11 protein-coding genes are annotated in these 12515 nt (G+C 57.4%); 1 reads left to right on the top strand and 10 read right to left on the bottom strand.

Annotation, left to right across the window (positions count from 1 at the left end):
* Nucleotides 1-37 precede the first annotated feature (37 nt).
* The 4 genes from DCS96_RS14120 to DCS96_RS14135 are packed head-to-tail and all read right to left on the bottom strand — an operon-like array spanning nucleotide 38 to nucleotide 4428.
* Nucleotides 38-2110, bottom strand: a complete 2073-nt coding sequence (locus DCS96_RS14120) for a prepilin-type N-terminal cleavage/methylation domain-containing protein (protein WP_116475054.1) — start codon at nucleotides 2108-2110, stop codon at nucleotides 38-40.
* 11 nt (nucleotides 2111-2121) lie between these two features.
* Entirely contained in the window at nucleotides 2122-3273 is a 1152-nt protein-coding gene (locus DCS96_RS14125) for a pilus assembly PilX N-terminal domain-containing protein (RefSeq protein ID WP_116475055.1), read from the bottom strand.
* A gap of 1 nt (nucleotide 3274) precedes the next feature.
* Nucleotides 3275-3937: a PilW family protein gene (locus DCS96_RS14130; RefSeq protein ID WP_116475056.1), complete on the bottom strand. Its 663-nt coding sequence runs from the start codon at nucleotides 3935-3937 to the stop codon at nucleotides 3275-3277.
* Entirely contained in the window at nucleotides 3931-4428 is a 498-nt protein-coding gene (locus tag DCS96_RS14135; protein WP_116475057.1) for a GspH/FimT family pseudopilin, read from the bottom strand. The genes DCS96_RS14130 and DCS96_RS14135 overlap by 7 nt, the downstream gene beginning before the upstream one ends.
* Before the next feature lie 91 nt (nucleotides 4429-4519).
* Between DCS96_RS14135 and DCS96_RS14140 the strand changes: the two genes are divergently transcribed.
* Nucleotides 4520-4906 (top strand): type IV pilin protein, encoded by a 387-nt coding sequence (locus tag DCS96_RS14140; protein WP_116475058.1) that lies wholly within the window; start codon nucleotides 4520-4522, stop codon nucleotides 4904-4906.
* A gap of 159 nt (nucleotides 4907-5065) precedes the next feature.
* Here DCS96_RS14140 and ispH read toward each other — a convergent pair whose 3' ends face one another.
* The 6 genes from ispH to murJ form a co-directional block, all read right to left on the bottom strand.
* Nucleotides 5066-6010: a 4-hydroxy-3-methylbut-2-enyl diphosphate reductase gene (gene ispH / locus DCS96_RS14145; RefSeq protein ID WP_116475059.1), complete on the bottom strand. Its 945-nt coding sequence runs from the start codon at nucleotides 6008-6010 to the stop codon at nucleotides 5066-5068.
* A gap of 1 nt (nucleotide 6011) precedes the next feature.
* Entirely contained in the window at nucleotides 6012-6458 is a 447-nt protein-coding gene (gene fkpB / locus DCS96_RS14150; protein WP_116475060.1) for an FKBP-type peptidyl-prolyl cis-trans isomerase, read from the bottom strand.
* Nucleotides 6455-6943 (bottom strand): signal peptidase II, encoded by a 489-nt coding sequence (lspA, locus tag DCS96_RS14155; protein WP_116475061.1) that lies wholly within the window; start codon nucleotides 6941-6943, stop codon nucleotides 6455-6457. The genes fkpB and lspA overlap by 4 nt, the downstream gene beginning before the upstream one ends.
* On the bottom strand, nucleotides 6943-9768 hold the full coding sequence (ileS, locus tag DCS96_RS14160) for an isoleucine--tRNA ligase (protein WP_116475062.1): 2826 nt from the start codon (nucleotides 9766-9768) through the stop codon (nucleotides 6943-6945). The genes lspA and ileS overlap by 1 nt, the downstream gene beginning before the upstream one ends.
* 5 nt (nucleotides 9769-9773) lie before the next feature.
* Entirely contained in the window at nucleotides 9774-10724 is a 951-nt protein-coding gene (gene ribF, locus DCS96_RS14165; RefSeq protein ID WP_116475063.1) for a bifunctional riboflavin kinase/FAD synthetase, read from the bottom strand.
* Between the two features lie 67 nt (nucleotides 10725-10791).
* Entirely contained in the window at nucleotides 10792-12348 is a 1557-nt protein-coding gene (gene murJ / locus DCS96_RS14170; protein WP_116475064.1) for a murein biosynthesis integral membrane protein MurJ, read from the bottom strand.
* Nucleotides 12349-12515 lie beyond the last annotated feature (167 nt).

Consider the following 12515-nt stretch of genomic DNA (forward strand, 5'->3'; position numbering starts at 1 on the left):
AAAGACAGGGGCCTTGTCAGGCCCCTGTGCATTTGAATCAGTTACAAGAGCCCGGCAGACTCTTGCCTGTTCCTGCTCTGTTGATCACAGCCAGCAGACAGCCACCCTCAATGGCTTTCTTCCCTTGGCTGATGTTGGTCGACACGGACCAAGGCGTGCCTGGAAGGATCAGCTCATAACCGGCAGGAGCAGTAGCCGTCAGCGTGGCTGTAGGTCCATTGTTCGCGTAACAGTTATAGGAAACCGACAGATTGCCTTTATTGGCTCCCTGCCCGGTCACCTGGGTAGATGAACAACTGATGGAAGAAATACCTGCCTGGGTAAAGCTTACCTGTACCAGGCTTAACTGAGTATCGTCGCATGCCTGTTCAGTCACTATAGTACCAACTGTCTCATAGGTGATGCACTTTATCTGCCCGGTTATACTGACCTTTCCTGTAAGAACTTGTACTGAGACATTCAGTGAAGAACTTTTGACGTCTGTTATTTCATCGGTAGACAAGGGCTTGAAAGAGGTGATCCCGCTGTTACTGCGCCGGATGGTGGCGGTAATGGTAGCCAAAGACCCTTCCTTGAGGGCATTAATCAACCCTCGACTATAGGTACCATAGTATTGCTGGCTACTGTCCACTATGGTCTGCACTGGCTCGTTGGTCACACTGGTATTACTGCTGTCATTACTAGTCCAATTCGCCAACAGGGTCAGGTTAACATCATAAAAAGGGACAAATTTCAGTAGATTTTCGGGCGTGGCGTCAGGGTTCCCCCCCATGACTTCATCCTTCAGATACTGGCGATATTCCGGTGATACAATATCCACATAGATTCCCCTGGCTATCAGCTGATCCGGACCTGGCGCAACCAACAACATATCGGTAGACAGGGGCGCTATGCCCTTAGATGTAAGGTAAGTTGAAAAAGAGACAGGGGTAGAATAGGTCTGATTAGTGTAGTTGCTCCCGGCTTTAACCTGACCACGAATATAATCCGTGACAACTTCCTTGACATAACTTTGATAGGCCGACAATACTGCGCTATCGGCAAAGATGCTGGCATCAAAAATATTAAACGCCACCAGATTCCAGTCATTGGCCATTTCATAGAAACCATTAATACGTACCATCCGGCAGGCTTCCAGATACTCAGTATTTTTCAGTGTCGCTAGAGAAACTCCATCTTTATAGTGACCATGGGGGGGAGTATTGCTTCGCTTAATTACATCATACCAATGACCGAACTCATTGAGATCGCCATCAAAATGATTCTTACAACAACGAACGCACAGCGGATCCTGACTGCTCTTCGGTTTGCCAGTCGACTTGACAGCGGTTCCGCCAAGAGTCCAGTAGGACAGCCCCCCCAGGGCTATTCTTTGTGATGGCAAGCTGGCGCTGGTCGCATCGTCTAACTTGCAGTTACAGGAAACCGTTGTAATGTCCTGTACCTGGGATGTCTTGCTGCCGTTGTCATAGGCATTGGTTTTGAAGGCCACCCTGAGACTGTCTGAGCCTCCTTGTTGGGCAAGTTTGGGCAAGGGGCGGCTGGTTTCCTGGGTCAGGCCATCGCCCAGGCTAATGGGAATAACATTGGGTATCGTGCCCGGTGAGTGGGCTACTTTTGGCCCGCCGAGACCCAGCCCAAAGTTGAGCGCGCCACCACCGCCGCCCCCAGAAAGGCCACTGTACAGCTGCTGAGGTGAGACCACCGAGGACAAAGTAAAGCTTTGGGGCTCACCGTTATCACTCCAGTCAACAGTCACCGCGACTTCTTTCTTGCCCGAGGTCGTCCCGGAGGGTAACGGCGTGGTCCACTTGGTATTGATTGTATCCCAGCCATAGTCGGTCACGGTCCAGCCAAGATTGTAAGTCACTCCATTTGATACTGTCGTTTGTGATCCACCGGAGATATTTTGGTAGCCCAGTTTGTCATTAAAGTGCCTGAGCTCGTCCAACTTGGATTCGGCCAAGCGCAGGGCTACCTCCCGGCTGCGACCGTCCCGGCTGTATTCCAAATAGACCTTGTTCAGCTGCAGCAACGAACCCGCCGTCACCGCCACCACGATAAAGGCAATCACCACCTCGACCAGCCCGAACCCTGCTTGCCTTTTCATCCTGCCTCCTGCTACCAGTCTTTCCAGCTGCCGGGAATCACCCCAAGTGATATAAAAGGATTACTGCTGCCGCTTCCCAGGCTGCTGCTGTCGCAACCGCTGAAATCACAAATAATGTCTTCACTGTAGATGAAGCCGAAATTACCATTGGCCAGAGTAACACTATCGTGATTTGCTAGCAGGCTGCCGTAAAACTCGGCACCGCCGTTAACCTTGATATTGTAACTGCTGGCATCACTGGGGTTTGAGTCATAAGAGAAAAGCAGTCCGTAAAACTTGCTGTTCGCATTCATCACTACGCTGCTGTCCTTGACTAGAAGGATGACGGGTGCGCTGGCGGAGCCTATCGAATCAAAAGCACAGCTCGCTGCACCTTCGATAATAAAGAATCCGGCGCCACCGGTCAGTTGCGGATCCGTGCAACTGCTGATAATTGCGGTAGCCTTGGCATTAATATTCTTCCAGGCACCGGCAGAATCCGGCTCACCGAATACATAGTCGAACATATCGCTGGGAAAACCAGGATCATTGGCGACAATATCGGAGTTTATAACCGTACTGGCTCCTTGCTTATAACTGTAGGCATTATTGGTAGTGCAGCCGCCATTGGTATATTCGTCCAGGCCGCAGGTTAAAGCGCTACCGCTGATATTCACTGCGTTTTTACTCCACACTGAAACCGGCACGCCCTTGCCACTGCCATTGGGGTTGGCCACTATGGTTATATTACCGTTCAAGGGCGTCGTGCCGCTAATAATCAGAGGAGCTGCCGGTCCGGAGTTGTTTGGGTTGAGCACACTGCTCTCGGCTACCTGCACGCTGATACGGGTTTGGGCGCCATTGTCCATGGTGGCGGTGGAGACGATGTCCGTCACCCCCGGGGTAGCGCCGTTGGCCGCCATGGTCACGTTATAGGTAGCCTGGGCCGAGGAGCTTGCCACACTGCCGGAAACGGCCGTGGCAGCCGAATCGACCTTCAGCTCGGCGATAGCCTCGGCAATGCCCTTCTCGGCGGCGGCAAAGGCCACCCGGTATTCGATTTCGTTGAGCGCGATGCGCTTGTCCGACACCAGCACCTTGCCGATAAAGGCGGACACGGCGACCAGAATGGACACCAGCAACAGGCTGACGGTCAGGGTGGTAAATCCATTTACCTTGCGCATATTAATACCCGTCGTTACGTAGTTTTACCTGACGTTGCAGGCTCATGGACAACGCCGGCTTCCTGGCATGGGAGGCGGTAATATCAACCTCGATGGCTCGCATGCCGGTCGCACTGCTGCCGGACACCAGCTCAAAACTCAAGCCGTCGATCAGCACCTCATCGTCCGACACCAGCTTGCTGCCGCTACTGCAGTCGCCGCTGCTCAGGGCCGCGCTGGTCGGTTCGTTATAGTTTGTTGTTACCTTCAGCACCTTATTGGCCGCATCATAGCCGTAGACTCGCACCACTGGTGTGGCGGGAGAAGTTTCGCTTTCCCAATACTTGATACGGATACAATGCGCGGCGCTGGCGCCCGATGCGACATAGAGATCATCCGCAACCGAAAAGACATATTTGGTCGACTTGGCCGAAGAAGGAGGCGTGCCCTGCGCCATATCTTCCGCCGCACTGGGATGGTAGCCCGCCCGCTGGAGATCACGGCTGATGATATCGCCCACCGCCTGCATATCCTGATTCAGCCGCGACAGCATCAGGGTGGTATTGCCCGAGACCACCACAGTGGTGAACAGGGAAATTCCCCCGGCCAACACCACCAGGCCAGCTACCAGCGACACCAGCATCTCCACCACCGAAAAGCCGGCACCTTTATTGCGACTCAGCATGCGGGCACTCCCAGCAAGTCACTATCTGAGCAGGTTCTGATAATGCTGTTGTTCCAGGTTTTCACCAGCATGCTCTGGCTGCCGTTGGAGAGGGTGACATTGCCCGACGTCAGGGTATTCCTGCGTGGCTTGAAGGTCAGGTGACCATAAGAGGAGGTCAGGGTTACCACCGGATAATGCTGGCTGTTCGTTGATTCAATGATTTCGTTGATACCGCCTGAACAGTCGCTTGAATCCACCAAATCATTAATCTGGTAGCTCCAGTTGGCCGTGCCCGAGCCACTGAAGCACACGGTAATATCCTTGTTACGCTGCACAGCCTCGCTGCGCGCCAGCTGCAGATCCGCATAGATGGCCATGCCGGCGCTGCGCACCGTGTATTGCTGACGCAGGGTCTGAAAGCTGGGCACGGCGATCGACAGCAGCACGGCCAGCACCAGCATGCCGACCAGCAGCTCGATCAGAGTCAATCCCGATTGACTCTTTTTCATCGGCTCCCTCCCTGTCCCCAAATTGTCCGGCGACGATACTCAATCGATACTAAGCTTGGTTCATATCGGGGCTTTAGACAAGGAATGTCAGATGCAAAAGAGTACCGGTTTTACCCTGATAGAGCTGATGATAGTGGTCGCCATCATGGCCATTCTGGCCTCCGTGGCCTATCCGTCCTTTTCCAGCTACCTGCTGAAAAGCAAGCGGGTGGAGGCGATACAGGCCCTCTATAGCATGCAACTGAAACAGGAGGAATGGCGCATCTCGAACCCCAGCTACACCAGCGCCGCCTCCAACCTGATCAACCCGACCAGCACGGCCGATTACACCTACAGCGCCACTGTCTCCGGCAGCAGCTATACGGTGACCGCCACCGCCAAGGGCAGCCAGCTGAATGACAAGGAAGGCGCCACCAGCTGCAGCCCCCTGACTCTGACCCGGAGCAACAGCAAGGCGCCGGCGGCCTGCTGGCAGTAATCCCCATCCAGGTAACAGCACACAGATTACATAACTGATCTATTTGGTTGCTCTGCAAAGGCAGGGCAAAGGGATTACTATGGCAACCAACCATCACGCCCGGGATACAAGAAGGCCCCCGATATCGGAGGCCTTGTCTTCGGTCACTACACCCTTGGCTCAGGAAACCTGTTTGACCTTCAGCTCGGCCGGCACCTCAAAGACAATATTCTCTTCCCGTCCCGGATGCTCGCTGACCGTCTTGCCACCCAGGCACTGCAGATGGGCGATCACTTCCTGCACCAGCACCTCAGGGGCCGAGGCGCCGGCGGTGACCCCCACCTGGCCGGCATCGGCCAGCCAGTTCGGATCGATCATCTCCACACAGTCGATTAGGTAGGCACGGGTGCCTATCTTCTCGGCCAGCTCGCGCAGCCGGTTGGAATTCGAGGAATTCTTGGAGCCAACCACCAGCAGCAGATCCACCTTGGCGGCCAGCTCACGTACCGCGTCCTGACGGTTCTGGGTGGCGTAGCAGATATCATCCTTGCGCGGCCCTTCGATCGTGGGGAAACGTGCCCGCAGCGCGTCGATCACCTCGGAGGTTTCGTCCACGCTCAGGGTGGTCTGGGTCACGAAAGTCAGGTTCTCGGTATTTTTCACCCGCAACTTGGCCACATCGTCCGGGTTTTCGACCAGATACATGCCGCCCTCGGCGCTTTCATACTGGCCCATGGTACCTTCTACCTCCGGGTGACCCGCATGGCCGATCAGTATGGTTTCTATGCCTTTCTTGCTGGCCCTGTGCACTTCCATATGCACCTTGGTCACCAGCGGGCAGGTGGCGTCAAACACCTTCAGCTCGCGCCGCTTGGCCTCTTCACGCACCGCTTTGGAAACCCCATGGGCGGAGAAGATCACGATATTACCGTCCGGCACCTGCTCCAGTTCGTCCACAAACACCGCACCCGCATCCTTCAGCTTATTCACCACATAGCGGTTGTGCACCACTTCATGGCGCACATAGATGGGGGCACCGAACTTCTCCAGGGCGCTTTCAACGATGCTGATGGCCCGATCGACGCCGGCACAAAAGCCTCTGGGGTTGGCGAGTAAGATATTCATGTCAGGCTCCGTCTTGCTCAACGGCAAGGATCTCAACTTCAAAGGTCACATTATGGCCGGCCAGCGGGTGGTTAAAATCGACGGTGACCGAATCGCCGGCCACAGCCCGAATGATCCCCGGCATTTCGGCACCGTTGGGCTGGGTAAAGGACAGAATGGCCCCTTCTTCCAGTTCCAGATCGGCGGCAAAACGGCTGCGTTCCATATGGTGGATATTGTTGGGATTGACCGGGCCGAAGGCATCATCCGGGCCCAGCTCGAAACTGGTCTTGGTCCCTTCTTCCAGTCCCAACAGGCAGGCCTCGAAGCTGGGGGTCAGGCTGCCATCCCCCATCTGCAGCCTGGCCGGCTTGCCGTGCAGCTGGGTGCTGTCGGCCACCGAGCCGTCTTCCAGCTTGATGGTGAAATGAAACAGCACCCGGCTGTCCGCGGCAATTTGCTTGCTCATTGGGGGGTATCCTTCTTGAAACTGTCGATAATAATCATGGCCGCGCCCACAAAGATAAAGCTGTCGGCCAGATTAAAGGCGGGCCAGTGCCAGTTGCCCACATAGAAATCCAGAAAATCAACCACGTGACCCAGTGCCAATCGGTCGATCACATTGCCGAGGGCACCGCCGATGATCAGCGCATAGGCTGCCGGCAGCCAGCGGGCTGACTTGGGCGCTTTATACATCCAGATACTGAGCATAATGGTCACGGCACCCGCCAGACCGGCAAAAAACCAGCGCTGCCAGCCGTCCTGATCGGCCAGGAAGCTGAACGCCGCACCGGGGTTATAGACGTGCACCAGGTTGAAGAAGGGGGCGAGTTGCACCCCCGGATAACCATAGTCCAGGTAATTGACCGTCAACCATTTGCTCAGCTGATCGAGCAGGATAGCCACCAGGGCCAGCCACCACCAGCGCAGGCCGCTGTTAAACACGGCTTTCATCAGGCAAAACGGCGAACTTCGCCGTCTCCGGCCACATTGGAGACGCAACGGCCGCAGATGCCGTCATGATCCGCATGGCTGCCCACATCATCCACATGATGCCAGCAACGACCGCACTTGGCCGCTTCGCTCTTGGCTACCCGTAGCTTGAGGCCGGCCAGTTCGGTATCGGCGGCACCCTCGGCCTCGGCCAACGGACGTACCGCCGCCCTGGAGGTGAGGATCACAAAACGCAGTTCGTCACCCAGCCTGGCCAGTGCCGAGCTCAACGCTTCATCGGCAAACAGGGTGACATCGGCTTCCAGCGCGGCGCCGATCACCTTGTCGTTACGGGCACTCTCCAGCGCCTTGTTGACCGCCTGACGCACCTTGAGCAGCTCGGCCCAACAGCCATCATTGAGGGCTTCGCCTTCGGCCAGGCCGAACAGACCCTGGTACCATTCCTGGGTAAACACAAAGGTGTCCCGTTCTCCGGGCAGCTGCGCCCAGATCTCGTCGGCGGTAAAGCTCATAATCGGCGCCATCCAGCGCACCAGGGCTTCGGCAATATGGTAGAGCGCGGTCTGGCAGGAACGGCGGGCCAGGCCATCGGCCTTGGCGGTATACTGGCGGTCCTTGATCACATCCAGATAGAAGGAGCCCATCTCCACCGAGCAAAACTGCATCAGCTTCTGGGTCACCTGATGGAAATTGTACTCGTCATAGGCCTTGGTTATGTCCTGCTGAATGGCTCTGGCCCGGCCCACAGCCCAACGGTCGATAACCACCATATCGGCGGGTGCCACCATATCGGTGGCCGGGTTGAAGCCGTTCAGGTTGGCCAGCAGGAAACGGGCGGTGTTGCGGATCCGCCGATAGGCATCGGCGGAGCGCTTGAGGATCTCGTCGGACACCGTCATCTCGCCGGAATAGTCGGTACTCGCCACCCATAGGCGCAGGATGTCGGCTCCCAGCTTGTTCATCACTTCCTGGGGGCTGACCACGTTACCGACCGACTTGGACATCTTGCGGCCCTGACCATCGACGGTAAAACCATGAGTCAGCACCTGACGGTAGGGCGCATGGCCCTTCATGGCGGTAGAGATCATCAGCGAGGACATGAACCAGCCCCTGTGCTGATCCGAGCCTTCCAGATACATGTCCGCCGGATGGTCCTGAAACTCGGGCCGCGCATCGACCACCGAGGAATGGGTCGAGCCCGAGTCGAACCACACATCCAGGGTGTCGAGCACCTTTTCGTACTGGTCGGCCTCGGCCCCCAGCAGCTCGGCGGGGTCCAGGTCCCACCAGGCCTGGATACCGGCCTGCTCCACCCGTTGGGCGACGGCTTCCATCAGCTCGGTGGCACGGGGATGCAGGGCCTGGGTTTCCTTGTGCACGAACAGGGCGATGGGCACACCCCAGGTACGCTGACGGGAAATACACCAGTCCGGGCGGTTTTCCACCATGGCCTCGATGCGATTCTGGCCCCATTCGGGTACCCACTGCACCTTGCGTATTTCGTCCAGCGCCTGACCGCGCAGACCGGCCTGCTCCATGCTGATAAACCACTGGGGTGTGGCACGGAAAATGATTGGTGTCTTGTGACGCCAGCAATGGGGGTAGGAATGGGTATAGGCCTCGTGGTGCAGTAAGGCGCCACGCTCCTTGAGTACCTCGACCACCGCATTGTTGGCCTTGAACACATGCTGGCCGGCAAACAAGGGAGTATCGGACAGATAAACGCCGTTGCCGCCGACCGGGTTGGCCACTTCCAGACCGTATTGCTGACCGACCACGAAGTCTTCCTGACCATGACCGGGGGCGGTATGCACGGCGCCGGTGCCCGAGTCGGTGGTGACATGCTCGCCCAGGATGGCCGGCACATCAAACTCGTAGAAAGGATGCTGAAAACGCTTCAGCTCCAGACGAGCCCCCTGGCAGTAACCCAGGTTGTGATAATGGCTGATACCGGCGCGGTCCATCACGTCCTTGACCAAATCGGCGGCCAGGATAAGACGCTCGGGGTGTTCGCCTTCCACCTGCACCAAAGCATAATTGAGCTCCGCATGCAGTGCCACCGCCCGGTTGGCGGGCAGGGTCCAGGGGGTAGTGGTCCAGATCACCGCAGACACGGGGCCATGGCCCGTATGTTGTTCGGCACAGTCGAAGCTGGCAACCACGGCGGCTTCGTCCACCGCCTGGAAACGCACATCGATGGCGGGCGATCGCTTGTCCTCATATTCCACTTCCGCTTCGGCCAGGGCCGAGCCACAGTCGGTACACCAGTGCACCGGCTTGGAGCCCTTGTGCAGATGACCATTATCGATGATTTTGGCCAGCGAGCGGATGATGTTGGCCTCGGTATCGAAGTTCATGGTGAGGTAGGGGTTGTCCCAGTCACCCAGTACGCCCAGGCGGATAAAATCGGCCTTCTGGGCTGCTATCTGCTCCTTGGCGTAGGCGCGGCAGGCCTCGCGGAACTCGGCGGCCGACACCTTCACGCCCGGCTTGCCGACCTTGCCTTCGACCTTCAGCTCAATGGGCAGGCCATGGCAGTCCCAGCCCGGAATATAGGGGGAGTCGTAGCCGGCCAGGCCCTTGGATTTAACGATGATATCTTTGAGGATCTTGTTGACCGAGTGACCGATGTGAATATTGCCGTTGGCGTAGGGAGGGCCATCGTGCAGGATAAACGGCTTTTTGCCGGCCTTGGCACTGCGTACCGCGCCGTACAGGTCCTGCTCATACCAGCGCTTGAGCATCTCCGGCTCGCGCTGAGCCAGGTTGCCGCGCATGGGAAACTGCGTTTCGGGCAAATTCAGGGTATTTTTATAGTCGCTCATGGATCCTACATTCCGTCCTGTTCTGACACGGTCAGCCCGAATAGTCGTCGGGCGGCAATCGCATCACGTTGAATCTGCTCCTTTAACAACGCAAAGGAAGCGAATTTTTGCTCATTCCGCAATTTATGGCGGAGTTCTACTTCCACCTGTTGGCCATACAGATCGCCTGTAAAATCAAACAGGTGGACTTCCAGCTGGGGATGTGTGCCGCTGATGGTCGGCCTGTGGCCCACATTGGCCACACCGGGATAACAGCGCCCCCCCGCTACCTTCATCTCCACCGCATAGACGCCGGACACCGGTACCACCTGGCGCTTGAGCGCCACATTGGCGGTGGGGAAACCAATGGTTCGCCCCAGCTTGTTGCCGTGGGCGACCCGGCCGTACAGGCTGAAGGGCCGCCCCAGCATGCGTTCGGCCTCTTTCAACTGATCCCGTGCCAGGGCTTCGCGGATCAGGGTACTGCTCACCCGCTGACTGTTCAGGCACCAGCTCTGGGTACTGACCACCTCGAAGTCAAAGGCGCGCCCCGCGCGGGTCAGCAGTTCAAAATCGCCGCCCCTGTCCCTGCCGAAACGAAAGTCATCGCCCACCACCAGGAAACGCACCCCCAACTTGTCGACCAGCAGACCACGAATAAATTCATCGGGCGATTGGGCGGCAAAGGCGGCATTGAAACGCACACACAACAGGCGATCGATACCCAGCCTGGCCAGTTGCAGGTATTTTTCCCGCAGCCGGGTCAGCCGGGACGGTGATGCCTTACCTGAAAACACTTCCTGGGGCTGGGGTTCAAACACCATAACACAGGCAGGCACCCCCAGGCGCCTGGCCTGTTCGGTCAGCCGACCCAGCACAGCCTGATGGCCCAGGTGTACCCCATCAAAGTTACCGATGGTAAGCACACAGCCACTGTGCCAGGGCTTTACATTATGTATGCCGCGAATAAGCTCCATAAATCTCGCTCAAGGCCCCTGCAAATCGGCGGATTATACATCAGCAGGTCCACAGGATCAGCCTTTGCTACAAGGTTTTAAAATCCCTGGCCCGCACCCCGACCAACAGCAACACGATACCATAGCAAACCGCACCGGCCAGAATATAACCCAGCAGATGCAGGCTGCTTGTCAGCAGGCTCCACTGGGCCCACTGGGTCAGTGCCGGTGACAGCCAGGCCAGCAGTCCCGCCATGGCCAGCCCCGCCAGCACCACCTTCAGGGTAAACAGGCCGGTTTGCCGGCTGGGGCTGTATATCTTGCGTCGATGCAGACCATAGGCCAGCAGGCCGGCATTGAGTATCCCCGACAGCGCGGTCGCCAGGGCCAGGCCAACGTAGCCCAGGGGAAAGATCAGGATGGCGTTGAATACCATATTGGCCACCATGGCGATAATACCAAACCGGACCGGGGTACGGGTGTCCTGACGGGCGTAATACCCCGGCGCCAGCACCTTGATCAGCATAAAGGCCTGCAATCCCAGGCCATAGGCCAGCAGGCTGCGCCCCGCCGCCGCAACCTCGGTAATACCAAACTCCCCGCGCATAAACAATACCCGCAACATGGGCTCACTCAATACCAGCAGCCCCAGCATGGCGGGAAACCCCATCAGCAGCACCATACGTACCCCCCAGTCCATGGTGCTGGCGAAGCCGTCATGGGACTCATCGACGTGACGTTTCGACAGTGCCGGCAGGATCACGGTGGCGATGGCGATGCCGAACAGCCCCAGGGGGAACTCCAGCAGCCGATCGGAATAATACAGGTAACTGATGGCGCCGGTGGCCAGGAAGGAGGCCAGCATGGTATCGAACAGCAGGTTGACCTGGCTGACCGAAACCCCGAACAGGGCCGGAATCATCAGGGTCCGGATTTTCACCACGCCGGGGTGGTGCCAGGCCCAGCGCGGCCGCACTACCAGCTTGAGCCGGGCAAGAAACGGAAACTGGAACAGGAACTGGATCGCACCGCCGACAAAGACGCCGATGGCCAGGCCCAGCTCTGGCTGCGCCATGTTCGGCGACAGCCAAAGTGCCGCTGCGATCAGGGCAACATTGAGAAACACCGGCGTAAAGGAGGAAGCGGCGAACTTGCCATAGGTATTCAGTACGGCGCCGGCCATGGCGGTAAAGGTGATAAACCACAGATAGGGGAAGGTGATTTTCAGCAACAGGGAAGCCAGCTCAAACTTGTGCGCCTCCGGTCCGTCACTCAGCCATTCCATAAACCAGCCAGCCCCGAACAGCATGGTCAACACGGAAGAGCCCAGAACCCCCACCAGGGTCACCAGGGTCACGATCAACCCCAGGGTACCGGACACCACGGCCAGCAGGTCCTGGGTGTCTTTAATAGAGCCGGTCTGCTTGTATTCGGTCATCACCGGCACGAAGGCCTGGTTGAAGGCCCCTTCGGCAAACAAGCGGCGCAGGAAGTTGGGAATACGGTTGGCAAAGAAGAAGACATCCGCCGCCGCCCCCGCCCCCATCAAGTTGGCAATCACCACATCACGCACCAGTCCCAACACCCGGGAAACCAGCGTCATAGCGGACACTATCAGTCCGGATCGCAAAAGCGCCTTACTCAAAATGAAAACCTCGTGGCAAGAAAATTGCTGAAAGCAGGCGAATGCTGCTAGAATCGGCCGACAGTTTAACCCCCTCCCCGTGCCTTGTCACAGGGCGGTGTTTATTTGCACAAATCAATTGACAATCAGCGGTGAAAAAGGCATATTCCTCGGCCTTTTAAGAACAC

The organism is Zobellella maritima, assembly GCF_003075035.1.
Taxonomy (GTDB): domain Bacteria; phylum Pseudomonadota; class Gammaproteobacteria; order Enterobacterales; family Aeromonadaceae; genus Oceanimonas; species Oceanimonas maritima.